The sequence below is a fragment of the Janthinobacterium sp. OK676 genome, from assembly GCF_900103595.1.
Lineage (GTDB): Bacteria > Pseudomonadota > Gammaproteobacteria > Burkholderiales > Burkholderiaceae_D > Janthinobacterium.
In genome coordinates, this window is the sequence record NZ_FNHA01000013.1 from 1 (window position 1) to 25,883 (window position 25,883).

General features: G+C 61.4%; 23 protein-coding genes and 1 rRNA gene. 10 read left to right on the top strand and 14 right to left on the bottom strand.

Annotation, left to right across the window (positions count from 1 at the left end; genetic code table 11):
- Positions 1 to 12 precede the first annotated feature (12 nt).
- Positions 13 to 125, top strand: a 5S ribosomal RNA gene (rrf, locus tag BLU39_RS22705).
- A 234-nt stretch (positions 126 to 359) separates the two neighbouring features.
- Here the strand turns inward: rrf and dacB are convergent.
- Both dacB and BLU39_RS22715 read right to left on the bottom strand, forming a co-directional pair.
- On the bottom strand, positions 360 to 1,862 hold the full coding sequence (dacB, locus tag BLU39_RS22710; RefSeq protein WP_092717258.1) for a D-alanyl-D-alanine carboxypeptidase/D-alanyl-D-alanine endopeptidase: 1,503 nt from the start codon (positions 1,860 to 1,862) through the stop codon (positions 360 to 362).
- 8 nt (positions 1,863 to 1,870) lie between these two features.
- The gene (locus BLU39_RS22715) at positions 1,871 to 3,109 is read right to left on the bottom strand and encodes a nucleoside recognition domain-containing protein (protein WP_034753725.1); all 1,239 of its coding nucleotides are present in this window, start codon (positions 3,107 to 3,109) and stop codon (positions 1,871 to 1,873) included.
- A 213-nt stretch (positions 3,110 to 3,322) separates the two neighbouring features.
- On the opposite strand from BLU39_RS22715, the gene BLU39_RS22720 reads away from it, so the two are divergent.
- The 4 genes from BLU39_RS22720 to BLU39_RS22735 all read left to right on the top strand — a co-directional run bounded on the left by BLU39_RS22720 (position 3,323) and on the right by BLU39_RS22735 (position 10,248).
- Complete coding sequence (locus BLU39_RS22720; RefSeq protein ID WP_175539393.1) at positions 3,323 to 5,128, top strand: ABC transporter substrate-binding protein; 1,806 nt, start codon at positions 3,323 to 3,325, stop codon at positions 5,126 to 5,128.
- 217 nt (positions 5,129 to 5,345) lie between these two features.
- On the top strand, positions 5,346 to 8,099 hold the full coding sequence (locus BLU39_RS22725; protein WP_254789041.1) for a TonB-dependent receptor: 2,754 nt from the start codon (positions 5,346 to 5,348) through the stop codon (positions 8,097 to 8,099).
- Between the two features lie 88 nt (positions 8,100 to 8,187).
- On the top strand, positions 8,188 to 9,267 hold the full coding sequence (locus BLU39_RS22730; protein ID WP_092717261.1) for a S66 peptidase family protein: 1,080 nt from the start codon (positions 8,188 to 8,190) through the stop codon (positions 9,265 to 9,267).
- Positions 9,268 to 9,354: 87 nt separating this feature from the next.
- Positions 9,355 to 10,248 carry a YihY/virulence factor BrkB family protein gene (locus BLU39_RS22735; protein WP_092717264.1) on the top strand — a complete coding sequence of 298 codons (894 nt, stop codon included), beginning with the start codon at positions 9,355 to 9,357 and terminating at the stop codon, positions 10,246 to 10,248.
- 398 nt (positions 10,249 to 10,646) lie between these two features.
- Here BLU39_RS22735 and BLU39_RS22740 read toward each other — a convergent pair whose 3' ends face one another.
- From BLU39_RS22740 to BLU39_RS28365, 7 genes are all read right to left on the bottom strand, one after another.
- Entirely contained in the window at positions 10,647 to 11,774 is a 1,128-nt protein-coding gene (locus BLU39_RS22740) for an acyl-CoA dehydrogenase family protein (protein WP_092717268.1), read from the bottom strand.
- Positions 11,775 to 11,812: 38 nt separating this feature from the next.
- Positions 11,813 to 12,481: an SDR family oxidoreductase gene (locus BLU39_RS22745; RefSeq protein ID WP_092717271.1), complete on the bottom strand. Its 669-nt coding sequence runs from the start codon at positions 12,479 to 12,481 to the stop codon at positions 11,813 to 11,815.
- A gap of 72 nt (positions 12,482 to 12,553) precedes the next feature.
- On the bottom strand, positions 12,554 to 13,750 hold the full coding sequence (locus tag BLU39_RS22750) for an acetyl-CoA C-acyltransferase (protein WP_092717274.1): 1,197 nt from the start codon (positions 13,748 to 13,750) through the stop codon (positions 12,554 to 12,556).
- Positions 13,747 to 15,546 carry a bifunctional isocitrate dehydrogenase kinase/phosphatase gene (aceK, locus tag BLU39_RS22755; RefSeq protein ID WP_092717277.1) on the bottom strand — a complete coding sequence of 600 codons (1,800 nt, stop codon included), beginning with the start codon at positions 15,544 to 15,546 and terminating at the stop codon, positions 13,747 to 13,749. Before aceK ends, BLU39_RS22750 begins: the two co-directional genes overlap by 4 nt.
- A 53-nt stretch (positions 15,547 to 15,599) precedes the next feature.
- Positions 15,600 to 16,784: an isovaleryl-CoA dehydrogenase gene (locus BLU39_RS22760; protein WP_070260712.1), complete on the bottom strand. Its 1,185-nt coding sequence runs from the start codon at positions 16,782 to 16,784 to the stop codon at positions 15,600 to 15,602.
- 126 nt (positions 16,785 to 16,910) lie between these two features.
- Positions 16,911 to 17,339, bottom strand: a complete 429-nt coding sequence (locus BLU39_RS22765) for a MerR family transcriptional regulator (RefSeq protein WP_092717280.1) — start codon at positions 17,337 to 17,339, stop codon at positions 16,911 to 16,913.
- Between the two features lie 150 nt (positions 17,340 to 17,489).
- On the bottom strand, positions 17,490 to 17,687 hold the full coding sequence (locus BLU39_RS28365; RefSeq protein ID WP_139178448.1) for a hypothetical protein: 198 nt from the start codon (positions 17,685 to 17,687) through the stop codon (positions 17,490 to 17,492).
- A gap of 341 nt (positions 17,688 to 18,028) precedes the next feature.
- On the opposite strand from BLU39_RS28365, the gene BLU39_RS22770 reads away from it, so the two are divergent.
- Both BLU39_RS22770 and BLU39_RS28370 read left to right on the top strand, forming a co-directional pair.
- Positions 18,029 to 18,436: a hypothetical protein gene (locus tag BLU39_RS22770; protein ID WP_034753756.1), complete on the top strand. Its 408-nt coding sequence runs from the start codon at positions 18,029 to 18,031 to the stop codon at positions 18,434 to 18,436.
- An 89-nt stretch (positions 18,437 to 18,525) separates the two neighbouring features.
- Positions 18,526 to 18,852: a hypothetical protein gene (locus tag BLU39_RS28370; RefSeq protein WP_139178450.1), complete on the top strand. Its 327-nt coding sequence runs from the start codon at positions 18,526 to 18,528 to the stop codon at positions 18,850 to 18,852.
- A 155-nt stretch (positions 18,853 to 19,007) separates the two neighbouring features.
- Here the strand turns inward: BLU39_RS28370 and BLU39_RS22775 are convergent, their stop codons facing one another.
- The 5 genes from BLU39_RS22775 to BLU39_RS22795 form a co-directional block, all read right to left on the bottom strand.
- A complete protein-coding gene (locus BLU39_RS22775) occupies positions 19,008 to 19,622 on the bottom strand; it encodes a UbiX family flavin prenyltransferase (protein WP_092717284.1) in 615 nt (204 codons plus the stop codon).
- On the bottom strand, positions 19,615 to 19,926 hold the full coding sequence (gene grxD / locus BLU39_RS22780; RefSeq protein ID WP_034753766.1) for a Grx4 family monothiol glutaredoxin: 312 nt from the start codon (positions 19,924 to 19,926) through the stop codon (positions 19,615 to 19,617). The genes BLU39_RS22775 and grxD overlap by 8 nt, the downstream gene beginning before the upstream one ends.
- A 106-nt stretch (positions 19,927 to 20,032) precedes the next feature.
- The gene (locus BLU39_RS22785; protein ID WP_254789042.1) at positions 20,033 to 20,503 is read right to left on the bottom strand and encodes a GNAT family N-acetyltransferase; all 471 of its coding nucleotides are present in this window, start codon (positions 20,501 to 20,503) and stop codon (positions 20,033 to 20,035) included.
- A gap of 4 nt (positions 20,504 to 20,507) precedes the next feature.
- Positions 20,508 to 22,856 (bottom strand): Tex family protein, encoded by a 2,349-nt coding sequence (locus tag BLU39_RS22790; protein ID WP_092717287.1) that lies wholly within the window; start codon positions 22,854 to 22,856, stop codon positions 20,508 to 20,510.
- A 94-nt stretch (positions 22,857 to 22,950) separates the two neighbouring features.
- The gene (locus BLU39_RS22795) at positions 22,951 to 23,316 is read right to left on the bottom strand and encodes a hypothetical protein (protein ID WP_092717290.1); all 366 of its coding nucleotides are present in this window, start codon (positions 23,314 to 23,316) and stop codon (positions 22,951 to 22,953) included.
- 258 nt (positions 23,317 to 23,574) lie between these two features.
- Here BLU39_RS22795 and BLU39_RS22800 point away from each other — a divergent pair, with 258 nt between their 5' ends.
- The 3 genes from BLU39_RS22800 to BLU39_RS22810 are packed head-to-tail and all read left to right on the top strand — an operon-like array spanning position 23,575 to position 25,734.
- A complete protein-coding gene (locus tag BLU39_RS22800) occupies positions 23,575 to 24,234 on the top strand; it encodes a secretin and TonB N-terminal domain-containing protein (RefSeq protein WP_175539394.1) in 660 nt (219 codons plus the stop codon).
- Between the two features lie 2 nt (positions 24,235 to 24,236).
- Complete coding sequence (locus BLU39_RS22805; protein ID WP_092717296.1) at positions 24,237 to 24,794, top strand: RNA polymerase sigma factor; 558 nt, start codon at positions 24,237 to 24,239, stop codon at positions 24,792 to 24,794.
- A complete protein-coding gene (locus BLU39_RS22810; protein ID WP_092717299.1) occupies positions 24,787 to 25,734 on the top strand; it encodes a FecR family protein in 948 nt (315 codons plus the stop codon). Before BLU39_RS22805 ends, BLU39_RS22810 begins: the two co-directional genes overlap by 8 nt.
- Positions 25,735 to 25,883: the final 149 nt, after the last annotated feature.

Sequence of the window (25,883 nt, forward strand, 5' to 3'; positions counted from 1 at the left end):
GTACAAGTTATGCCTGATGACCATAGCAAGTTGGTCCCACCCCTTCCCATCCCGAACAGGACCGTGAAACAACTTTGCGCCGATGATAGTGCTGCAACCAGTGTGAAAGTAGGTTATCGTCAGGCTTGTTATGCGCAGTAGAGAAAAACCCCGCCAGCAATGGTGGGGTTTTTTTTCGTCTGGTGGTTTTGTCGGGCGCCGCGAGTGGTGTCGGCTTACGCGCGTTGCGCTAAGCCGACCTACGGTCATGTAAAGTCCGGTAGGTCGGATTAGCGTAGCGTAATCCGACAAGTCGGCAGCCAAGTGACAGACGAAAAAAAAGGCAGCGCTGCGCGCTGCCTTTCTATCACTACTTCCCTTTATTGGCCGGCCACTACCGGCGTCGCGCCGCTTTTGGCGACCCACTCGATCAAGGCGTCGACGGCGGCGCGGCCGTTACCGTTGCCCACCAGGTTGCTATTGATCATGGCGACCACCACGCACAGCTGGTTGTTGGCGTCGGGGACATAGCCGGCGATGGCCACCACATTCTTCAACGTTCCCGTCTTGATGCGGGCCCGCGCGGCGGCCGGGCTGTTCAGCAGGCGCTTGCGCATGGTGCCGTCCAGCGCGACGATGGGCAGGCTGGACTGGAACTCGGGCGCCCACGGACTTTGCTGCATCGCTTGCAAGACACCGGCCATTTGCGCGGGCGCAATGCGTCCCGTGCGCGACAAGCCGGAACCGTTGTCGACCAGCATGCCCTGGGTGTCGATCTGGTGCCGCTGGAACCATTCCTGTATCACTTGCCGCGCACGCGTGGCCGTGTCTTCCGGCGCCGCCATGGCGACGGGACGGCTGCCCAGCCAGCCATCGCTTTGCAAGCTGCCCAGGCTCAGGAACAGGGTACGGGCCAGGGTGTTGTCGGACGTCTTGTTGATATCGCGTAGTACTTCCGGCAAGGCGCGCGCCACGTGGTCGGCCAGCATGCGCGTGCCGACTGGTTCGGCCGTTGGCGGCAAGCCTGTTGCCGGCGCTTCGCGCACCGTGCCCGTGATCGTGCCGCCCAGGCGTCTCCAGGTCGCACGGAACAAGCGGTCTGCGTAATCGTTGCGATCAAGCACATTGATGCTGGTGGCCTTGCTGCAATTTTGCGGAAAGGTGCCGTGCAGGATTACCTGCAGCTTGCCGCTCGCATCGCGCCGGTATTCGGGTGGGCGCCAGCCATCTTCCCATCTGGCGCAGCTTCCCTTGATGAGTTTCATGTCGCTCGTGATACTGACGTTCTCGAGCGCCGGCTGCATCAGGATGCTCAATTGCCGCTCCGTCGAGTTCATATTGATATCGAGCAGATTTGTATTCAGCAGCAAGGCATCGGGGATGACGTTGTAGCGGAATTCGGCCGATTCGTCGAAGGGCGGTGCACCGATGTCGGGCCGGGCCGGCTGGAACAGCTGGCGGTCGAGGATCAGGTCGCCCTTGATTTTCACGATGCCCTGGTTGCGCAAGGTTTGCAGCATGTGCTCCAGCACGTCCGCATTGAAATCCGTGTCGGCGCCGCCGCGCAGGATCAAATCGCCCTTCAGTACGCCATTGATGACGTCGGCGCTGGTGCGCAACTCCGTGCGGCCGCGGAAGATGGGGCCCAGCTGCTCCAGGCCCACGGCCGTCGTCACAAGCTTCATGGTGGACGCCGGCTGCATGCTGCGCTCGGCCCCATGCGACAGCACGGTGGTGTTGCCGCGCAAGACGATGGCGCCGATGGCGTCTTCGGGAATATTCGCGCTGCGCAACAGCAGGCTGACGGACTCGGGCAATTGCGCCTGGGCAGTCGACAGGCCAAGACCCGCCAACAGTGCCGCCATCAGAACAGGACGTAACATGGTGCTCCTTAGTGGAAAAAGACGTAGGCAACGAAGACGGCGGTGATCACGCCAGCCAGATCCGCGATCAGGCCGGCCGTGATGGCATAGCGCGTCTTGCGGATGCCCACCGAGCCGAAGTACAGGGCCACGATATAGAAGGTGGTGTCGGCCGAGCCCTGGAAGACGCAGGCCAGGCGGCCGACGAAGGAGTCGACGCCGTAGGTATTCATGGCGTCGATCATCATGGCTTTCGAGCCGGAGCCGCTGAGCGGCTTCATCATCGCCGTCGGCAAGGCGGGCACGAAGTCCGTATTGATGCCCAGGTTGGCGAAGAACCAGTTCATGCCGCTCATCAGGAAATTGAACACGCCCGCGTTGCGGATCACGCTGATGGCCACCAGCATGCCGACCAGGTAGGGAATCACGGTGATCGACGTCTGGATGCCGCCTTTCGCGCCCTCGATGAAGGCGTCATACACGTTCACTTTCTTGCGCAGCGCGCCAATAATAAATATGGCGATCACGCTGATCAAGACCAGGTTGCTGACCACTTTCGAGACCAGCTCGATTTCCTGTTTCGTCAGGTATTGCGTGAAGTACCAGATCATGGCGACGATGGCGCTCGTCATGCCGCCCATCCAGCCCAGCACGACACGGTTGAGCAAGTTGATACGCTGCTTGATGGACACCGTGATGATGCCGACCATGGTGGCCACATAGGTGGCGATCATGCAGGGAATAAAGATGTCGGACGGATCGGCGGCGCCGAGGATGGAGCGCTGCGCCATGATGGCCAGCGGAATCAGGGTCAGGCCCGAGGTGTGCAGCACCAGAAACATGATTTGCGCATTTGTCGCCTCTTCCTTGTTCGGGTTCAAGGTTTGCAAACTTTCCATGGCCTTCAAGCCGAACGGCGTGGCCGCATTGTCCAGGCCCAGCAGGTTGGCCGAGAAATTCATCACCATGTGGCCGGTGGCAGGATGGTCCTTGGGAATTTCCGGGAAGATGCGCGAAAAGAACGGTGCGATGACTTTGGCCAGCCAGCCGACGATGCCCGCCTTTTCACCGATATTCATGATGCCGAGCCACAAGGTCATCACGCCCGCCAGCGGCAGGGCAATGTCCATCACGCCCATGCGCGCCGTCTCGAAGGTGCCGTCGATGATGCGCTTGAAGATATCGGTATCGCCGAGAAACAGCCACTGCAGCACTGCGGCCAGGAAGCCTACGAGGAAAAAGCCGGACCAGATGTAATTAAGTGCCATATGCGATCAGTTCTGTGTGTCGGGTGTGAAAAATGTCTGCAAACAAAGTATAGGGGCAGCCCGATACGAGTTGATGAAAGAATGCAGCAATCGCATGCCAAAAAGTTATAAGCTGGCAGCCTGTTTTCATTGGCGCCCCGCAGCGTGCCCGCGTAGTGTGGGGGATGCCTGCCGCTTGCCGCTGTTCCTTACCTTGTCTGCACTGGATTATTGATGATGTTTTTACGCAAAACCGCCTGCGCCGCCAGCCTGGCCCTGCTGACGCTTTTTTCCGTACCGGCCCATGCCGCCGCCGATGCCCGCGCGAACAAGACCTTGCACCTGTTCCTCAGCACCAGCGAGACGGGCCTGGACCCGGCCGTGGCGTCCGACCTGGCCAGCCTGAATTTGATGGAAAACATTTTCGATCCCTTGCTGCGCTATGACTACCTGGCCCGCCCGGTGCAACTGCAGGGCAATACGGCGCGCGCGATGCCGAGCGTGGAAGATGGCGGGCGCACGTATATCTTTCACTTGCAGCCCGGTATTTTCTTTACGCCCGATCCCGCCTTCAAGGGCAAGCCGCGCGAAGTGACGGCGCAGGATTATGTGTACAGCCTGACGCGGCTGTATGACCCCAGCCTGAAGTCGCCGTGGCTGTTCTTGCTGGAAGACAAGCTGGTGGGCGATGCGGCCCTGAAAACAAAGTTCAGCTATGACACGCCGATCGCCGGCCTGCAGGCGCTGGACAAATACACCTTGCGCATCCGCCTCAATGGCGTCGACCCGAACTTCCTGTTTTACCTGGCCATGCCGGCGACGGCCGTGGTGGCGCGCGAAGTGGCCGAAGCGTACCCGGCGCCGGGGCAGATCGGTAATCACCCCGTGGGCACGGGGCCGTTCCTGGTGAAGGAATGGAAACGCAGCGACAAGATCGTGCTGCAGGCCAACCCGACTTTCCGCCCCACCGTGTTCCATACGGATGCCAAGGCGCTGGCCGCCTTGCCGGTCGACGCGCGCGCCATCGCCACTGGGCTGGAAGGCAAGCAATTGCCGCTGGTTGAGCGCATCGAGGTACGCATCGTCGAGGAATATCAATCGCGCATGCTGGGTTTCCTGAAAGGTGAGTTCGATTACCTGGAGCAAGTGCCCGAATCGATGACGGACATGGTGCTGGTCAATGGCGCGCTGAAACCTGCCTTGGCCGCCAAGGGCATGCAGCTGACACGCTTTCCCGTGCTGCAGACGTATTACATGTGGATGAATATGGACGACCCCGTGCTGGGCGGCACGAGCAAGGACAAGCTGGCCCTGCGGCGCGCCATCGCCCTCAGCTACAACAGCCGCGAAGATATCGCGCTGCTAAAAAAGGGCTTGGCCTTGCCGGCGCAGTCGCCGCTGCCGCCGAATGTGCTCGGTTACGACAAGAATTACCGCAGCCCCGTCGGCTACGATCCGGCCCTGGCGCGCGCCCTGCTGGACCGCTTCGGCTACAAGACGGGGCCAGATGGTTTCCGCACCCAGCCGGACGGCACACCTTTGCTGCTCACCATGCATACGGAGCCGAGCACGGTGGGGCGTTTGCGCGATGAATTGTGGCGCCGCAACCTGAACGCCATCGGCGTGCGCGTGGAGTTTAAAAGCGACAAGAAGACGGAAATCATCAAGGCGTCGCGCCTGGGCAAGGTGCAGATGTTCGAGACCAACTGGATCGCCGACTTCCCCGATGGCGATAACTTTATGCAATTGTTGTACGGTCCCAACAGTGGCCGCGCCAACTATGCCCGCTTCAACTTGCCCGATTACAATAAACGCTATGAGGAGGCGCGCCTGCTATCCGATACGCCGCGCCGACGCAGTCTGTACTTCGACCTGTTTCAGCTGATCCACGCCTACACGCCGTGGGTGCTGCTGACGCATCCCATCTCTGCCGACCTGCAACAACCGTGGCTAAAAAACTACAGGCGCCACCCCGTGGAATTCACGTCCTGGCGCTATCTGGACGTGGATAAAGCCAAGGGTAGCCCCGCAGACAAGTGACCATGTCACTGAAAAGGGCATTCATTCCAAAAAGTTATGGTTAGGAAAGCATTTTTCATTGGCTGGCCGCGGATGCATCGCGCTACTCTGAAAATGAAAACAAATAAAGTCATGCGCAATTGTCATAAAAAAATGTACTGCGAGACAGACGTTGCGACATATCTATACAGCCTGACTTGATGACTCAAGTTTCGATTGCCCAACAAGGAGAAGACCTGTGAAATTGAAAAAGCTAGCGCAGTTGGTGGCATTGATGGGGGTGGTGGGGCCGGTCGTCGCACAGGAAGCGGCGCCGCCAGCAATGCAACGGGTCGAAGTGACGGGCAGCAGTATCAAGCGGGTGGCCAAGGAAGGCGCGCTGCCGGTGCAAGTCATCACCTTTGACCAGATCGAAAAACAGGGCATCACGACGACCGAGCAACTGGTGCGCACCCTGTCGGCGAATGGCACGGGCGCCGATAACATGACTTCGGGCAATAACGTGTTTGGCGCCGATGCCGACAGGGTCAGCGGCGGCGCCTCGTTCGCCTCGCTGCGCGGCCTGGGCCCGTCGAGCACCCTGGTGCTGTTGAATGGCCGCCGCATCGCCACGCACGGCGCCAGCGGCAAGTCGGTCGACTTGAACTCGATCCCGCTGGGCGCGATTTCGCGCGTGGAAATTCTCAAGGATGGCGCCTCGGCCATCTACGGCACGGACGCCATCGGCGGCGTGATCAATTTCATTCTGAAAACCAATTACAGCGGCGTGGAAGCATCCGTCTCCACCAACGACACGCAGGCCGGTGGTGGCGCCACCCGGCGCGCCTCGCTCCTGGCCGGTACGGGTTCGCTGGAAAGCGACCGCTACAACATCATGGCCAGCCTGACCGTCGACAAGGCGCAGCGCCTCAACGGCAGCGACCGCTCCTTCGTCAATGGTTTCCAGCCGGGCCGCGGATTGTCGCCCGATACGACGGGCACGCCGTTTGCCAACCAGATGGCGGGTACCGGAACGGCGCTGGGCACCTCGTTCCAGCTGCCTGGCGATCCGAACAAATACCTGCAAGCCAATCCGCTGAGTTTCCAGGGCAAGTGCGACAGCATCGCCGGTATGTCGCAATACCAGACGGCACTGTGGAAAGACGTGACGTCGCCGCTGCGCACCACGCATTCCTGCGCCTACGACTATGGCGCCGACTATGTGCTGCAATTCCCCGTTGAACGGGCCAATCTGTTGTCGCGCGGTACGTTCCAGCTGGCGCCCGACCACCGCATGTTTGTCGAAGTGCTCGGTTCGCGCACCAAGGCCACGGCCATTTTGACGCCGATGCAGGTGCAGGCGACCGTTGCCAACAAGAATCTGTACCCTGTGGGTGGCGCGTATTACCAGGACCTGTCGGCCTACATCCCCTCGTTCGACAAGACCAAGCCGATTTCCTACAAGTGGCGCGCCAATGACGTGGGCAACCGCACGCAGGAAAACACGACAGACAATGCCCGCGTGCTGGTGGGCTTTGAAGGTAACTTTGGCAAGTGGGATTACAAGGCCGGCATTTCGCGCGCCGAAAGCAGCACCAAGACCAAGCTGACGGATGGCTATTCCTACACGGACAAGCTGTACGCGGCATTGGCCAGCGGCATCATCAATCCATGGGTGGGCGCCGGCCAGAGCCAGACGGAAGCGGCCAAGCAATTGATCGAATCGACCAAGTTCCGTGGCGACTTCCAGCATGGCAAGACGACCCTGACGCAGATCGACGGTTCCGTTTCGGGCGAGCTGTTCCAGTTGCCGGCCGGTGCGCTGGCCATGGCGGCCGGTTTTGACTTGCGCCGCGAAGGTTACAGCTTCGGGCAAGACGTCGACGCCATCCAGATCCTGCTGGCGCCAGGCAACGCCGCATTAAAAGATGCCAGCCGTACCGTCAAGGCCGTGTATGCCGAGTTGCTGGTGCCGGTCACGAAGGACCTGGAAATGCAGCTGGCCATCCGCCGCGACGATTACAGCCTGGTGGGCGCGACGACGAATCCGAAAGTGGCCTTCCGCTACCAGCCGACCGACTTCCTGCTGTTCCGTGGTTCGGCCAGCAAGGGTTTCCTCGCGCCAAGCTTCCAGCAGCTGTATTCCGGTTCGCTGAGCCAGGAATTGCCGAACGGCGTGATTGACCAGGAAGGTTGCGCCAAGCATCCGGGCGTGCCCGAGTACTGCGCCATCGACCGCCTCGACTACAGGACGGGCGGCAACACGAACCTGAAGCCGGAAACGTCGAAGCAGGGCAGCGTCGGTTTTGTCATCGAGCCATTCAAGGGCTATTCGGCCTCGTTCGACTACTGGGCCATCAATACCAAGGACCGCATCCTGAACCGCACGCCGCAAATCGTGCTGGCCAACTACCAGGCGCTGAACCAGTACATCCACCGCAATCCGGACGGCACCATCGAGTACGTGCAGGCGGGCTGGATCAATGCGGCAGGCAGCCGAGTGCGCGGCCTTGACGTGGGCTTGCGCGGCGAAGGCAAGATCCAGGACGCGAAATGGACGGCGACCCTGGACGGCACGTATATGGACAGCTTCAAGTTTGCGGAATATCAAGGCCAGGAATACCAGGAACTGGTCGGCAAGTTTTATACGCGTGATCTGTACCTGCGCTGGAAACACAATGCCAGCTTTGGCGTGTCGCGCGGCGACTGGAGCGGCTTGCTGATCCAGAGTTTTTCGTCGGGCTACAAGGACCAGCTGCCGAATGGCGGCAAGGGCGCGCCGCCACCGGGCTTCAAGCCGGACGTGTCCAGCTACACCACGTATAACTTGTCGGGCACGTACACGGGCTTCAAAAATACGACGATTACCGTGGGCATCCAGAACTTGTTCGACCGCGATCCGCCATTCACCGCGCACAACGTGGATGAAGTGGTGGGTGCCGGCTGGGATCCGCGCGTGGCCGATCCACGCGGCCGTTCGCTGTCGTTCCAGCTGAAGTACAAGTTCATGTAAGGCAACCATGCCGGCGGCGATTCCGCTGGCGTGCTAACCTCGTGCGGCGGCGCCTGGCGTCGCCGTTTTTATTCCAGGAAAGGGCCGCATGTCCAGTCAGACCAATCTCAGCCGGCGCCGCTTCGGCGGCTTGCTGGCCGCCACCTTGGGGGCGGCAGGTACACCGGCGTGGGCGGCGGCCGCACAAGGGAAGGGCAAACGCATGCAGCAGCAACACGCATTGATCAAGCCGGCGCGCCTGCGCGAAGGCGACCTGGTCGCCATCATCGCACCGGGCGGCTTTACGGATGAGGACGCCATCGCCAAGGCCGTGCGCAATATCGAATCGCTGGGTTTGCGCGCCAGCCTGGGTGCCAATATCCGCGCCGTGCACGGCAACTATGCGGGCACGGTGCAGCAGCGCCTGGGCGACTTGCACGCCGCGTTTCGTGATCCGAACGTCAAGGCCGTGTGGACGATACGTGGCGGATCCGGCTGCATTTCGCTGCTGGCGCTGCTCGATTACGCCTTGATCCGCGCCAACCCGAAAGTGCTGATCGGCTATTCCGACATCACGGCCCTGCACCTGGCCATCGCCCGCCAGACGGGCCTGGTGACCTTCCACGGTCCCGTGGCCTCATCCACGTTTTCCGACTACACGGTGACGCAGCTGCAAAACGTGCTGATGACGCCGCAAGAGCAGTACACGATCCCGATGGCGCTCGACAATCACCGCCGCGCGCAAACGCATCCGAACTTCGCCATCCGCACCGTGCACGGCGGCCAGGCGACGGGGCGCTTGACGGGTGGTAACCTGTGCATGGTCAGCGCGCTGGCCGGCACGCCGTATGCGGCCGATTTCCGCGAGCATATTTTGTTCCTCGAAGAAATCAATGAAGTGCCGTACCGCATCGACCGCATGCTGTGCCAGCTCGACCTGTCCGTGGGGTTCAGCAAGGCGGCGGCCTTGATGCTGGGCATCTTCGAGCATTGCGAGGCGGCCGAGGGCGATACCGCGCTGACCCTCGATGCTACCGTGGACCAGCATTTGCAGCCCTTGCGCGTGCCAGCCGTCAGCGGCTATTCGTTTGGCCACATCCGCCACCAGTTCACGATACCGATGGGCATCCTCGCCACTTTGGATGCGGACCGGCAAACCTTGACATTATTGGAGCCGGCCGTCTGTTAGCGTACGGTGCAGCGGGGCGAATGTCAGTATGCTAGTGTGAATGCAGGCGTGGCACGAGGCCGCGCCGCCTTCTTCACCGCAGCCGACATGATCAACCGCCACGCCAGTACCTACATCCTCAGCCACCCGCTGGCCTTCGTGCTGCAGGTGCTGAAGGGTTTCCGCGCCAACCAGGGCTTGCTGCTGGCGGGCGCCGTCGCGTATTACTCGCTGCTGTCCATCGTGCCCCTGCTGATGCTGGTGGTGGTGGCCCTGTCGCACGTGATCGCGCAGGACGAATTGCTGCAAACCATAGGCCATTACCTGGAATGGCTGGTGCCGGGGCAATCGAAAGCCATCGTGGCGGAAGTAGCGCATTTCCTCAACAACCGGGGCGTGATCGGCTGGCTGCTGCTGCTGACCATGCTGTTTTTCAGCTCGCTGGCGTTTACCGTGCTGGAAAACGCCATGAGCGTGATCTTCATCCACCGCGTCGCCATCCGCCGCCGCCATTTTCTCATTTCCGCCGTGCTGCCGTACTGCTACATCCTGTGTCTGGGCGTGGGCATCTTGCTGATCACCCTCGTGGCCGGCAGCTTGCAAGTGATGGGCGAGGAAAGCGTGCGCTTTTTGCGCCACGACTGGGGCCTGGAAGGGGTATCGGGCGTGCTGCTGTACTTGCTGGGGCTGGCGGGCGAAATCCTCGTGCTCAGCTCGATCTACCTGGTCATGCCGGTGGGGCGATTATCGATCACGCATGCGCTGATCGGCGGCGTGACGGCGGCCCTGTTGTGGGAAATCGCGCGCCACGTGCTGGTCTGGTATTTTTCCACTTTGTCGCAGGTGAACATCGTCTACGGCTCGATGACGACGGCCATCGTCGTCATGTTCAGCCTGGAAATCGGCGCCACCTTGCTGCTGCTGGGCGCGCAAGTGATATCCGAATACGAAAGAGTGGCCCGTGGCGGCGAAGAGGACAAGCCGCTGGCCCTAAGGACTTGATTTAAGGTATGGCTTCAATTCATTATTGCACCGCACAAAAAGCTGTGCTATACTCGGTTCAGTGATTGAGATTTGGCAGCAAATTATCTCACCATCCAGTTTCAGCGCGGCGACCGACAGGTGTAATGTCGATGGCGTGACAGTGCGAAGAAATGGATTTTGTAATTCCGGATACGATGGTCGATTTACACTTGGAGTCACCATGCAGATAGCATGGGAGTCTGAAAATCAGGAGGCACTTTGCAGATAGCACTGGCGTCCATGACACGATTAAAGCATTGGTAATACATTGGAACGAAGCCCGCGCTAGCGGGCTTTTTTTTCGTCTATTGAAAACCCAACGGCGTAACCCCGGGGTCGTACCCTGCAGGGTACGACCCCAGCATCTGCCTTGGGGTTTATAGGGCCCGCGCAATCAAAATCTTCTGAATATCGCTGGTCCCCTCATAAATCTGGCACACGCGCACGTCGCGGTAGATGCGCTCGACGGGGAAGTCGGACACATAGCCATAGCCGCCGTGCACCTGGATGGCGTCCGAGCACACTTTTTCCGCCATTTCCGACGCAAACAGCTTGGCCATCGCCGCTTCCTTCAGGCAGGGCAGGCCCGCATCCTTCATGGCCGCCGCGTGGCGGATCAGCTGGCGCGCCGCTTCGATCTGCGTGGCCATGTCGGCCAGGCGGAACTGCACAGCCTGGTGTTCATAGATGGGCTTGCCGAAACTCTCGCGCTCGCGCGCATAGCTCAAGGCCGCTTCATACGCGGCGCGCGCCATGCCGACCGCTTGCGAGGCGATGCCGATGCGTCCGCCTTCCAGGCCGGACAGGGCGATCTTGTAGCCTTGCCCTTCTTCGCCAATCATGTTTTCTGCAGGGATGCGGCAGTTGTCGAACAGGATTTGCGCCGTGTCCGACGAGTGCTGGCCCATCTTCTGTTCCAGGCCCGCCACGATGTAGCCTGGCGTATTCGTCGGCACCCAGAAGGCGCTGATGCCGCGCTTGCCGGCCGCCTTGTCGGTCACGGCCATGACGATGGCTACATCCGCATATTTGCCGCTGGTAATGAATTGCTTGGTGCCGTTGATGACGTATTCATTGCCGTCGCGGGTGGCCGTCGTGCGCAGGGCCGAGGCGTCGCTACCCGTGTGTGGTTCCGTCAGGCAAAACGCACCGAGCATCGTGCCTTGCGCCAGCGGGCGCAGCCATTGTTCCTTTTGCGCGTCGTTCGCATACATCATGGCGATGCTGCACACGGGGCAATTGTTGACGGAAATGATGGTCGACGTGCCGCCATCGCCGGCGGCGATTTCTTCCAGCACCAGGGCCAGCGACACGTAGTCGAGGCCGGCGCCACCGAGCGCTTCCGGCACGGCCACGCCAAAGGCGCCCAGCGCGGCCAATTCCTGCAATTCTTCTTTCGGGAAATGATGTTCCTTGTCCCAGCGGGCAGCGTTGGGCGCCAGGCGCTCGCGCGAAAAACTGCGCAGCGCTTCCTGGATCATCGATTGTTCTTCATTGAGTATCATGGGACGTCGTCTCGTTTGTTTTTATAGGTGAGCTGGCATTACCAGCCTATGGGCTTGCCGTCGTAGTTGCGGAACACGGCCTTGTCCGTGGCCGGCAGGCTGGCCAGGGTGGCGCGGATGCCGGCAGCGCTTTCCTCGGGCGAAATATCGGCGCCGGCGCCGCCCATGTCCGTGCGTACCCAGCCCGGGTGGAAGGCGACGCAGCTGACGCCTTGCGGGCCGTACACGAGGGACGTGTCGATCAGCACGGAATTCAGGGCGGCCTTGCTGGCGCGGTACAGCGAACCGCTGGGGTTGCCGCGTTCGCTGAGGGAACCCATGTGCGAGGACAGCACGGCCAGCTTGCCTTTTGCATTCGCCACCAGCGGCGCCAGGATCGGCAGCAAGCGCATGGCCGCCAGCACGTTCGTGTGCATGACGAGGTCGAAATCGGCTTGCGCGGGGAAACCGTCGTGGCGCGGGCCATACACGCCCGCGTTGAGGATGGCCACGTCGAGTTTTTCATCGTCGAGCTTCCAGCCCAGGCCGGCACAGCCTTCCACATCCGTCACGTCGAGCCGGTGCGCTTCCGCGCCCAGTTGCGCGAGGGCGTCGCAAGCGTCTTGCGTGCGCGCCGTGGCAATCACCCGCCAGCCATCGTGGCGGTATTGACGGACGATTTCGTGGCCGATGCCGCGCGAGGCGCCGATGATCAATGCGGTAGGCATGTCTATTCTCCCTGAAAATAAAATGAAAGCGCACACCGTGAACCGCGGTGCGCGCCCGTGCTCAGGAAGAGCTTATACCAGTTCGATCGCCATCGCCGTCGCTTCGCCGCCGCCGATGCACAGCGCTGCCACGCCGCGCTTGCCGCCGGTTTTCTTCAGGGCGCCCAGCAGGGTGACGATGATGCGCGCGCCCGAGGCGCCGATCGGGTGGCCCAGCGCGCACGCGCCGCCGTGGATGTTGATCTTGCTGTGCGGAATGTCGAGGTCGTGCATGGCGGCCATCGGCACGGCCGCGAACGCTTCATTGATCTCGAACAAGTCCACATTCCCGCTGCTCCAGCCCGTCTTGGCGTACAGCTTTTTCACGGCGCCGATGGGGGCGGTCGTGAATTCGTTGGGCGCCTGCGCGTGCGTGGCGTGGCCGTGGATTTTCGCGATGACGGTACAGCCGAGCTTTTTCGCCGTCGATTCACGCATCAGCACGAGCGCCGCCGCGCCGTCGTTGATCGACGAGGACGAAGCGGCCGTGATCGTGCCATCCTTCTTGAACGCCGCCTTCAAGGTCGGGATTTTTTCCAGGCGGGCTTTTTGCGGGCCTTCATCGATGCTGACGACGGTGTCGCCGCCGCGGCCGGAAACGGTGACGGGCGCGATTTCCCACTCAAAACTGCCATCCTTGGTGGCCGCTTGCGCGCGCTTCACGGATTCGATGGCAAACGCGTCCTGCGCTTCGCGCGTGAAGTGGTACTGGCTGGCGCACTCTTCGGCAAACGTGCCCATCGAGCGGGCATTGCCCTTTTCATCGCGGCTGTAGGCGTCTTCCAGGCCATCCATCATCATGTGGTCATAGATCATGCCGTGGCCGATGCGGTAGCCGCCGCGCGCCTTCGGCACCAGGTAGGGGGCGTTGGTCATCGATTCCATGCCGCCCGCCACCACCACCTCGGCGCTGCCGGCGAGCAAGGTGTCATGCGCGAACATGGTCGTTTGCATGGCCGAGCCGCACATTTTCGACAGGGTCACGGCGCCCGTGGAATCGGGCAAGCCTGCCTTGCGCAAGGCTTGGCGCGCGGGCGCCTGGCCCTGGCCAGCCATCAGGCAATTGCCGAAATACACGTGTTCAACGGCGTCCGGCGCCACGCCGGCCCGTTCGACGGCGGCGCGGATGGCCACGGCGCCCAGGTCGCTGGCGGTGACGTTGGCAAAGTCGCCCTGGAAGGCGCCCATGGGGGTGCGCGCGGCACCGACGATTACGACTGGATCATTCATGTTGAATCTCCGGTTAAGGGTGGGGATGATGACTGCATACAAAAACGCAGGTGCTGCGGATAGGGGAAGACGTCCTCGATATGGCCGTCTTCGATGCGCTGCTTGCGCGCCTGCCAGTATTGCGCCGTCAGCAGGTCGGCATGGTGCTGCATGAAATGGCGGCGGATGCGGGGATTGCCCAGCAGGAAGGTGCCGAATTGTTCGGGAAACACATCGTGCTTGCCGATGGGATACCAAGGTTCGGCCGACATTTCTTCCTCCTCCGTGCGCGCCTCGGGAATGACGCGGAACTGGCAATCGGTGATGTACTCGATTTCATCGTAATCGTAAAAAACGACGCGCTGATGACGGGTCACGCCAAAGTTTTTATACAGCATGTCGCCCGGGAAAATATTCGCCGCCACCAATTCCTTGATGGCGTTGCCGTACTCGACGATGGCGTGTTCGACCAGGTCGTCGCGGCCTTCCTTCTCGGCATTGCTCAGCCACATGTTCAGCGGCACCATGCGCCGTTCGATGTACAGGTGGCGGATGATGATCTGCTCCCCGTCTTCTTCGATCAGCGAGGGGGCGAACTGCTTCAGTTCGGCCAGCAATTCCTCGGCAAAACGGGCGCGGGGAAAGGCCACGTTGGAATACTCGAGCGTGTCGGCCATGCGGCCCACCCGGTCGTGGTGTTTCACCAGCAAATACTTTTGCTGGACTTGTGCGCGCGTGGTTTCCTTGGGCGGCGGGAAAAAATCCTTGATCACCTTGAAAACATAGGGAAACGAGGGCAGGGCAAACACCAGCATGACCAGGCCGCGGATGCCGGGCGCGCTTTCAAAGTGGTCCGACGAGTGTTTCAGGTGCTGCAGGTAGTCGCGGTAAAACAAGGTCTTGCCCTGTTTTTGCAAGCCCAATATCGTATAGATTTCGCTGCGCGGTTTGCGCGGCAGCAAACTTCGGAGGAATTGCACGTAGGCCGACGGCACTTCCATATCGACCAGGAAATACGCGCGCGTAAACGAAAACAGCACGGCGATCTGCTGGTGCTCGAACAGCACCGTGTCGAGCACCAGCTTGCCGTGGCGGTTGTGCAGGATGGGCACGACGAATGGATATTCGCGGTTGCCGTTGATGCCCTTGCCGACCAGGTAGGCGCCCTTGTTGCGGTAAAACAAGCTGGTCAAGACCTGGATCTGGTGGTTAGGTTCGATCCGCTCGCTGCCGAACAGCTGCCGCAGGCGCGCTTCCACCTGGGCCACATCGCGCTCGAGGTTGGCAAAGGCGCAACCGAGCTGGAAGTCCGTCACCATGCCTTGCAGGGTATGGCGCAAGCCATTCTTGCCGGGGTAATACACGCGGTAGGTGGGGATGGGGTCTTGCGTTTCGATGTATTCCGTGGACACGACGGGACGCACGAAAATATAGTCGTTATTGAAATACGTGCGGTGCAGGATGTTGCAGCAGACGGAATTGAAGAAGGTTTCCGCCAGTTCCGGTTGCTTGTGTTCCGTCAGCATGCCGATGTAGTGCAGCTTCAGTTCGCGCCACACTTCGTCGCTCAACTCCGACTCTTCGTACTCATCTTCGAGCATTTGCACGCATTCCTGCACGCGCTTGTCATAAAAGTCGATGCGTTCGCGGGCCGCCGTTTGCGCCGCGGCCCAGGCGCCTTGCTCGAAATACTGCTTGGCTTGCTGGCTGGTGGCGCGGAACAAACGGTAATGCTTGTCGAAGCCGTCGCGGATGGTGCGCGCGATATCGAATGCAATCTGGGAAGAGAGCAATTTGGGGAAGGCAATGTGCGTCATATCTGTGCTCGCATTGAAAGCTCATCACCCAGTCGATAATCGCGCGCCCGTGCTTACTTGGTTTCCGCAAACAGTTCGCGGCCTATCAGCATGCGGCGGATTTCGCTGGTCCCGGCGCCGATCTCGTACAGCTTGGCATCGCGCCACAGGCGGCCGGCCGGATATTCGTTGATGTAGCCATTGCCGCCCAGGGCCTGGATCGCTTCGCCCGCCATCCAGGTCGCCTTTTCCGCACTATACAGAATGGCGCCGGCCGCATCCTTGCGCAACTGGCGCACGGCTTCCGGCGTGGTGGCGCGGTCGCAGGCCTGGCCCACGGCATAGACATAGGCCTTGCATGCCATCATGGTCGAATACATATCGGCCAGTTTGCCTTGCATCAACTGGAATTCGCCGATGGGCTGGCCGAATTGCTTGCGGTCATGTACGTAGGGCACGACGAGGTCCATGCAGGCCTGCATGATGCCCAGCGGGCCGCCGGACAGCACGGTGCGTTCGAAATCGAGGCCCGACATCAGCACGTTGACGCCCTTGCCCAGGCCGCCCAGCACGTTTTCGGCCGGCACTTCGCAATCCTGGAACACCAGTTCGCCCGTGTGCGAGCCGCGCATGCCCAGCTTGTCGAGCTTTTGCGCGATGGAAAAGCCCTTGAAATTCTTTTCGATCAGGAAAGCCGTCATGCCGCGCGGACCCGCTTCCAGGTCGTTTTTCGCGTACACCACCAGCACGTCCGCATCGGGGCCGTTGGTGATCCACATCTTGGTGCCGTTCAAGACCCAGCGGTCGCCCTTGAAGTCGGCGCGCAGCTTCATGCTGACGACGTCCGAGCCCGCGTTCGGTTCCGACATGGCCAGCGCGCCGATGTGCTCGCCCGTGATCAGTTTCGGCAGGTATTTGGCTTTTTGCTCGGCCGTGCCGTTGCGCTTGATCTGGTTCACGCACAGGTTCGAGTGGGCGCCGTAGGACAGGCCGACGGAGGCCGAGGCGCGCGAGATCTCTTCCATGGCGATGATGTGCGCCAGGTAACCCATGCCGGCACCGCCGTATTCTTCGCTGACGGTGATGCCGAGCAAGCCCATGTCGCCCATCTTGCGCCACAGGTCCATGGGGAACTGGTCCGTGCGGTCGATTTCAGCCGCGCGCGGCGCGATTTCGGCGGCGGCGAATTGTTGGATCGCTTCGCGCAAAGAGGCGATGTCGTCGCCGTGGTCAAAGGTCAAGCCTGGGAGATGGAGCATGTCGTCCTCGTCGTCGTTATAAGTGTGGCGGTCATGGATGCCGGGTCAGTGAAGCTATGATACTCAGTTGTGACGTTTACGTAAACGTAAAGCGCTGTGCGCGGCAGCTGTCCGCTGCCTGCGCCTTTAGTTTGTTTGCGCCTCATCAAGGTTCAAGTCCGCCAGCATGCGTGCGCACGCTTCTTCGTGCGAACTGATTTCCGCCAGCGCCATTTCGATATCGATGCGCTGCTGCTCCAGCGTCTGCCGGTGCTGCGCCAGCACGCCCAGGAAGCGGTCCATCTGCGCACGCGTATCCTTTGGCGACTCGTACATGTCCACCAGGCTCTTGATCTCCGATAACGCCAGGCCCAGGCGCTTGCCGCGCAGGGTCAGTTTCAAACGGGTGCGGTCGCGCGGCGTGTAGACACGGCTGCGTCCGCCAGCGCCTTCGCGTTTCGGGCTGAGCAAACCCTGGTCTTCATAGAAACGGATGGCGCGCGCCGTGATGTCGAACTCCCGCGCCAGTTCGGTGATGGTATAGGTCGTCGTGGGTGCGGGCGGTGTCGGTTGCATGGGTGGTCGGTCGCTGGATGGGTGCTGCGAGGCTGTGGGGGGCAAAGTGCCGTTTACGTCAACGTCAATACTATTGTAGCCTGCCCCGCCCGTGCTGCAACAAAGAAAAAAGAAGGCATGACCGGCAGAATTTGGCGAATCAGGCAACAATTACTGAAAATAAATTGATTCTTCTTGCGCAAACCCGCTTAAGATCGAGAGTTGGTGGCCAAGATGACACCAAAAAGAGCTTTCCTGGCATAACGGCGACATTCTTTTCGCTGCGATGGCAGTAAAATTTTTTTTGCGCAGATTCTTTTCAGCAGCTACGGTCGAAAAACAACGTTTCACTCTGAACACGTTGTTCATGCCGTTTCTATATTGAAAACAAAATGGCCCTTCTGAAAACTTTGTCTACAAGAAATTGTATGGCATGAGCATTGCGTATATCGGTAGAGGAGGGCATTATCCGATACCGTACGTTGTAATGCCAAACCGAGGCTTTGAATCGTGCTGCAGTGCGAAAATCAAGGCTAGCCGCGAATTTGACCCGAAGCCACGCAGAATCGCAAGAGAAAATTCGGCCCACTTTTTGACCTGAAAAGCCCGGCTGGAGTGTTAATTGTTAATTGATGCTCTTTTCAAATGTAACAATCTGTATGGTCATTCAAGAAACTGACTTTCATGTTACAACATGAAATAGTACACCTATGAATTCTTCTAACGAACGCGAAAGCTTCAGCCAGCGACTTCAGTTGGCTCTCAAAAACGCCCATTACTCTCCAGACAGCCCGACCAGACTGGCCCGGGAATTCAATATCCGTTTCGACGGGCGCCCGATTACCGTGCATGCAGCTAGGAAATGGTTAGTAGGTGAAGCAATTCCGACGCAAGAGAAATTGCGCATGATTGCCCAATGGTTGGGCGTTCCGGCGGAATGGTTGCGTTTTGGCGGCCCGGAAAGCGCCACGCCGAATGGCGAAGCGGGCAGCGCTTTGTCGCGTTTTGAGTCCGCCGATGTGAAATTAATTGCCGATTTGCAAAGATTAGATGAACATCATCGTCAAATCGCGCGAGAATTTATTCGCATGCTGGTGCGCGTCAACTACCAAAAGTAAGCATTCAGGCCATCCCCGGCCGGCACCGTCCGCTTTTTGCTGGCGCTGCTTCCCCTGTCCTTTTATTTGCGCAAGGTCATACTGGAGACATGATTTTGCCGCACAATAAGACCTCGCATGTTGCGCTGCAGCGGAATTATTTGACAATAATCCCGTACGCAGCGGCGCAGCGGCCAATACCAGCGCATAATCACATCAGAAGCAGCCAGTTCATCCACTACGGAGCCGAGCATTTGAGCCGTCTTATGAAAAGTAACTACAGCAATACCGCGCAGCTGAAGGACTTGATGACCGTGCCCCCCATGACTGCCGCGCAACATGCGGAAGTGATGCGCAAACGGATCGCCCACCGCAGGATGGTTGAAGAAGCCAGGGATTTGAAGCAGGCCAGTGCCACGCAGTTCGAAAAACGCTGAGTGGTGGATGCCTGACCAAAGCTACTGCGCGTCGGTATAGGCGGTCTGCGATGCTCACCGTGCTAGAGCACGGTTGCGCTTCTCGACCACCTCTTCCTTTCGCTCGCTACGCTTTTGTCAGGCATCGTGACGCCAGAGTTACATCGTGACGCCAATTAGAGGATAGGGGTGTCGCTTGCAGACTTGAGACCATTCCACCGCGGTGCCAGGCCGTGCTCGATGCCGAGCAGGTCGATGACGCGCGCCACCGTATGGTCGACCATCTCTGCAATGCTTTGCGGGTGGTGATAAAAGCTCGGCAAGGGCGGGAAGATGATGCCGCCCATTTCGGTCACGGCCGTCATATTGCGCAGGTGCGCCAGGTTGAAGGGCGTTTCGCGCACCATCAAAATCAGGCGGCGGCGTTCCTTGAGCACCACGTCGGCGGCCCGCGTGATCAAATTATCGGACAAGCCATGGGCCACGGCCGCCAGGGTCTTCATCGAGCACGGTGCGACGACCATGCCATCCGATTGAAACGAGCCGCTGGCGATAGAGGCGCCGATGTCGCGCAGCTTGTGCACCACGTGCGCCTGCGCTTCGATTTCCTTGCGCCCCACGCCTGTTTCCTGGTGCAGGGTCAGTACGGCCGCATCCGACAAGACCAGATGCGTTTCGACGCCGGGGATGGCGCCGAGTAATTGCAGCAGCCGCAAGCCATACACGGCGCCCGTGGCGCCCGTGATGGCCACGACGATACGGCGCGGCCGCTGCTGTTGGCTATCAGGCATCGAGCAGGGACTTCAGTTCGCCCGATTCAAACATTTCATTCATGATATCGGAACCGCCGATGAACTCGCCTTTGACATACAGCTGCGGAATGGTCGGCCAGTTCGAGTAATCCTTGATGCCTTGGCGCACTTCCGGGTCATCCAGTACGTTGACGGTGGCGATGTTTTCCACGCCGCACGCTTTCAGGATCTGGATGGCGCGGCCGGAAAAGCCGCACTGCGGGAACTGGGCCGTGCCCTTCATGAACAGCACGACTGGCGTGTTCGTCACGGTTTCTTTGATCCAGGTTTGTACGTCGCTCATAGCTGCCTCTGATGGGGTAAATAAATAGATGCCGTCATTTTATAAGAAAACGCCGGCACGGGTATGCGCTCAAGTCATAAATCGGGCAAGTCAGCCACGTTGACGCTTATAAGGTCTTGCCCAGGCAGGTCGATTGTGCCGCACCCACGTATTTGCCCCAGGCAATGACGGGTGCATAGCCGTGTTTGGCATAAAACGCCACGGCGCGGGTATTCGCCACGCGGGTGGACAGGTGCAGGGCCTGGTAGCCATGCTGGCGCGCCTGCGACTCCACGTGGGCCAGCAGGGCCGCGCCCACGCCAGCCGAACCCGGGCGCGCATACATGCGCTTGAGCTCGCCTATGGCGCTGTCCGCTTCGCCCAGCGGACGCAGGGCGGCGCAGCCCAGCAGTTCTCCAGCCGTATCGCGGGCCAGGTAAAAGCCGCCGCGCGGCGTTGCCGCTTCGACATCGAAGGAAGAGCGGCCACTGTCGCCATTGATGCGCAGCAGCGCGTCCGACAATGCATCGAGCAGCAGCTGCGCCTCCGCGCTGGCGGCATCCGCCGCCAGGATGACGAAATCATGCCTGGCGGCCACGGACTTAGCCCCGCAGCTTGGCGAACGCGGCGGCCATGCTGCCCGCTGGTTCCGGCGCGTTGCGCGACTGCGACTGGTGCTGCGCCATGCTGCGGCGGTCGTTGCGGTCGCCACGCTGCTCGGGCTTGCTGCCCGCCTGCGGCGCGCTGTCCGTCAAACGCATGGTCAGCGCGATGCGCTTGCGCTTCTCGTCGACTTCCAGCACTTTCACGCGCACGACCTGGCCAGCCTTCACCACCGTGTGCGGATCTTTCACGAACGTGTTCGACAGGGCGGAAATGTGCACGAGGCCATCCTGGTGCACGCCGATGTCGACAAAGGCGCCAAAGGCGGCCACGTTGGTGACCACGCCTTCTAAAATCATGTCCGGGCGCAAGTCGCGGATTTCTTCCACGCCTTCCTTGAAGGTGGCGGTGGTGAACTCCGGACGCGGATCGCGGCCCGGCTTTTCCAGTTCCTTCAGGATGTCGGAAATGGTCGGCACGCCAAACGTTTCATCCGCATACTTTGCCGGGCTCAAGGTTTTCAGCAAGGCTGTTTCACCGATGACGGCCTTGATGTCCTTCTTGATGTCCGCCAGGATCTTTTCCACCAGCGGGTACGATTCCGGGTGGACGGCCGAGGCGTCCAGCGGATTCTCGCCGCCCATCACGCGCAAAAAGCCGGCTGCCTGCTCATACGTTTTATCGCCCAGGCGCGGCACGGCTTTCAAGGCCGCGCGCGAAGTGAAGGCACCCTTCATGTCGCGGTAGGTGACGATGCTTTGCGCTACGCTGGCCGACAGGCCGGACACGCGCGCCAGCAGGGGAGCCGACGCCGTATTGACGTCCACGCCGACGGCATTCACGCAATCTTCCACGACGGCATCAAGCGAGCGGGCCAGCTGGCTTTGACTCACGTCGTGCTGGTACTGGCCCACGCCGATCGATTTCGGGTCAATTTTCACCAGTTCGGCCAGCGGGTCTTGCAGGCGGCGCGCGATCGAGACGGCACCGCGCAGCGACACATCCATGTCCGGCAATTCTTTCGACGCGAATTCGGACGCCGAATACACCGACGCGCCCGCTTCCGAGACGACGATCTTCGTCATCTTCGCTTCCGGATGCTGCTTGATCAAGTCCTGCGCCAACTTGTCCGTCTCGCGCGAGGCCGTGCCGTTGCCAATGGAAATGAGCGACACATTGTGCTTGGCGGCCAGGCGGCCCAAGGTATGCAGCGAGCCGTCCCAGTCGTTCTTCGGCTGGTGCGGGTAGATCACGGCCGTGTCGACGACTTTACCGGTGGCATCGACGACGGCGACCTTGACGCCCGTGCGCAAGCCGGGATCGAGGCCCATGGTGGCGCGCTGGCCGGCCGGCGCGGCCAGCAGCAGCGCCTTCAGATTGGTGGCGAAGACGTTGATCGCGTCGAGTTCGGAGCGTTCGCGCAGCGCGCCCATCAGTTCCGTTTCCAGGTGCATGAAGCTTTTCACGCGCCAGGTCCAGCGTGCCGTGTCCGCCAGCCATTTGTCGGCCGGGCGGCCTTGTTGCTTGATGCCGAAGCGGGCGGCGATGCGGCCTTCGCACGGGTTGTGCGGCGCATCCCATTTCGGTTTTTCCGCTTCCGTATCCAGGCGCAGGGTGACGTCGAGGATGCCTTCGCGACGGCCGCGCAGCAGGGCCAGCGCGCGGTGTGAGGGGACGGTCGAAATGGTTTCCGAGTAATCGAAATAATCGGCGAATTTTTCGCCTTCGTCCTGCTTGCCTTCCACCACTTTCGATTCGACGATGCCGTGTTCCTGCACGTATTCGCGCAAGGTTTGCAGCAGGGTCGCGTCTTCGGCGAAACGTTCCATCAGGATCTGGCGCGCGCCGTCGAGGGCCGCCTTGGTGTCCGCCACGCCCGGGTTGTTGCCGTCGGCGCTAGTAAACGCGTCGCGCAGGAACTTGCCCGCTTCCGTTTCCGGCGTCAGTTCCGGATTGTCCAGCAAGCCGTCGGCCAGCGGCATCAGGCCCGCTTCAATGGCGATCTGCGCCTTCGTGCGGCGCTTTTGCTTGTACGGCAGATACAAGTCTTCCAGGCGCGTCTTGTCTTCCGCGTGCATGACGGCGTCGAGCAGCTCGGGCGTCATCTTGTTCTGTTCCGTGATCGACGCCACGATGGCGGCGCGCCGCTCTTCCAGCTCGCGCAGATAGCGCAGGCGCTCTTCGAGCAGGCGCAGCTGGATATCGTCGAGGCCGCCGGTCGCTTCCTTGCGGTAACGGGCGATGAAGGGCACGGTGGCGCCTTCGTCGAGCAGTTCGATGGCGGCGGCAACCTGCACCGGTTTGGCGGCAAGTTCAAGGGCAAGGCGTTGTTCGATAGTGGGCAGCATGGTTGTTTCCAGAGCGATCAAGCCTGGAATGATACGCAATCGGCGCGATTGCGCAATCTTGACAGCGCAAATGGACTGTGCGTTGACAACAAGGTCAGCGCGGCGGCAGCAGCGGGCTGGCGGGTGGCGGCGTGCTCGGGCGCTGCGGCGTGACGGATTTGCCAAAGGCATTGCCCATGCGGTGTTCGAGGGCGGCGCGGTTGTACAGTCCCAGCTGGTTCGACGGGCGTTGCATGACCGCCTCCGCGCCGGACAGGGCGGGCGGCTGCCGGTTCATGGTGTTGCTATTTGGCAATAATTTTTCGCTCAAGCAAGACATCGATTGCGCGCGCTGGCCATGGACTTCCACCTCCACGCAGCCCTTCTCCGGCGCGGGAGCTTGCACGACGACGGTGTGCTCGTCCGCCTGCGCGGGCAGGGCGGCGCAGGCAAGTAAAACAGTCAAGAACAGGCGTGCCATGGCGGCTCCCGGAGCGGTGGAATCAGCGTTCAGCATAGCAGGGGCATGTGTCGCGGCGATGACACGGGCCGGAATGCGGGCTGGCGCCATGTCATGCAGTTGTCATTTTATGAAGCTACCATCTTGCCATTCTGCAGACAACATTGCAGACAAGACACTTCATGCGCAGGTTCTCGTTGATTCCCCTGGAAAATGACACTAAGCCACCGCCACGCCGCAACGGGCAATGCCCTGTCCGCCTGCTTGCTGATGACATTCATGACCTTGATGACATTCGTGCGGCCGGCCGCCAGTGCGGACGGCGCTGACGCCGGCGCGCACGCGGGCATGCATTTCGACTTGCCCGCCCAGCCGCTCGATGCGGCCCTGGTGGCGTTTGGCGAAGTGACCGGGTATTCCGTGCTCGTCAGCAGCCAGCTGGCGGCCGGCAGAGTGGCTGCGCCCGTGCGCGGCGACTACACGCCGGCCGAAGCGTTGCAGCGTTTGCTGGTCGGAACCCAGCTGGGCGCCCGTTTCAGCGGCAGCAATGCGTTCACCTTGCTGGCGCTGGCCGATGCACCTGTGGCGCCGTCCGTGCCGGCCGAAGCCGCTCCCGCCAGCGCACCATTGCAAGGCTATGCGGCGGTCCTGCAGCGCTCGCTCACGCGCGCCCTGTGCCGCTTGCATCCGGACGCTTTCGGCCGCTACCGCCTGGCCTTCCAGCTGTGGCTTGACGAACGGGGCAAGGTGCGCGACGTGCACGTGCTCGTGCCGAGCGGCGTGGAACAGCGCGACCGCGCCGTGCTGCAGCGCCTGCGCAGCCTGCTGATGGATGGCGCGCCGCCGGCCGGCCTGCCGCAGCCGCTGACGATTTTACTGACGCCGCGGCCCGACCCGGGCGCCGATTGCGCGCCCTACCTCGTGGCCGGGGCGCCCTGACCATGTCGGAATTGCTCAAAACCACCCTGCGCAAGCTGTTCCTGGAACGCTACGGACAGTTTCGCCGCCACCTGCAGCGCCGCCTGGGCTCGGAAGACCTGGCCAATGACGCGCTGCATGAAACCTATTTAAGAGTGGAAAAGATGACGGCGCCCGAGGCGATCAGCTACCCGTCCGCCTACCTGATGCGCATCGCCATCAACATTGCGGAAGATCAACGCCGCGACAATGCGCGTCTGCTCAGCCTGCCCGATATCGACGACCTGTACGAGATGGCCGATGAGCTGGCCGACCCGGCCCGCACCTTCAGCGCGCGCGCCGAACTCGAGGAACTGGAACGGGCTTTGCAGGAGTTGCCGAAACGCCGGCGCGCCATCGTCATCGCCGCCCGCGTCGACCAGTTGCCGCACCGCGACATCGCCGAGCGCTTCGGCATTTCCGCCCGCACCGTGGAGAAGGAATTGCGCGCCGGCCTCGAACATTGCTGCGAACGCATGGGGCGCGATTTCATCCAGCGCTTCGGTCCCGGCGCGGGAAAAACGTCTAAACATCATGACTGAACAAGCGGAAGACGATATGGGTGTCATCCAGAAGGAAGCGCAGGCGTGGGTCGTGCGTCTGGCCTCGGGCCAGGTCAGCGAGCGCGACGCGCAAGTGTTTCGCCACTGGTGCGCGCGCAGCCGCAGGCATGCGACGGCCTTTGCCGAAGCGCGCGCCGTGTGGGGCGCCATGGCGCCCGCCGCGCGCGCCGTCAAGCGGGCGCAGGCGCCTGTCAACGTGGCGCGGCGCGCCTGGCTTGGTGGCGCCGTCGCCGCCTCGCTGGGCTTGCTGGTGCTGCGCCCGCCGACGGACCTGTGGCCGGCCGTGGCCGGGCTTGCAGCCGACTACGCCACGGGCACGGGCGAGCAGCGCGAAGTGGCGCTCGATGGCGGCGTGCTGGTGCAGATGAATACGCAGACGCGGCTCGACGCGGCGCCCGTGCAGGACGGCGCCGCGTCGCTGGTGCTGCTGGCCGGCGAAGCGGAATTCCAGGCTGGCTTGCGCGGCGCGGCAGGCGTGCGCGTGCAGGCGGGCGACGGCACGGTGTCGGCCGGCAGCGCGCGTTTCAATATCCGCCTGTTTGGCCAGGAAGTGTGCGTGACGTGCCTGGCGGGCCGCTTGCGCGTGGCGCAGGCCGGCAACGATGCGGAACTGGCGGCCGGCCAGCAGCTGCGCTACCGGCCCGAGCATTTCGGCATCGCCCGCGCGGTGGCAAAAAGCGACGTCAGCGCGTGGCGCCAGCGCCTGCTGGTCTTCAAGCAAAGCACTTTGGCCGAGGTGGTGGATGAAGTAAACCGCTACCGCCCCGGCAAGCTGATCCTCAATGGCGACGCCTTGAAACACGCGCGCGTGCAAGCGAGCTTTTCGCTCGACCGCCTCGATGACGTGATCGCCCTGATCCAGGACGCGTATGGCGCGCGCGTGACGCGTTTGCCGGGCGGCATCGTGCTGTTCGGCTGAACCCCGCCTTGGCGCGCCGGGGTGCTCAGCCAATTATGACATTTTCATGACCTTTTGCAGTCCCGGACCTTGTTCCCTGTCAATGCTGCTGGAAGCCGCGAATCAGTGCCTGCCGCCCGCCCCCGTGCGTGCCGCTTGCCCTTCGCGAT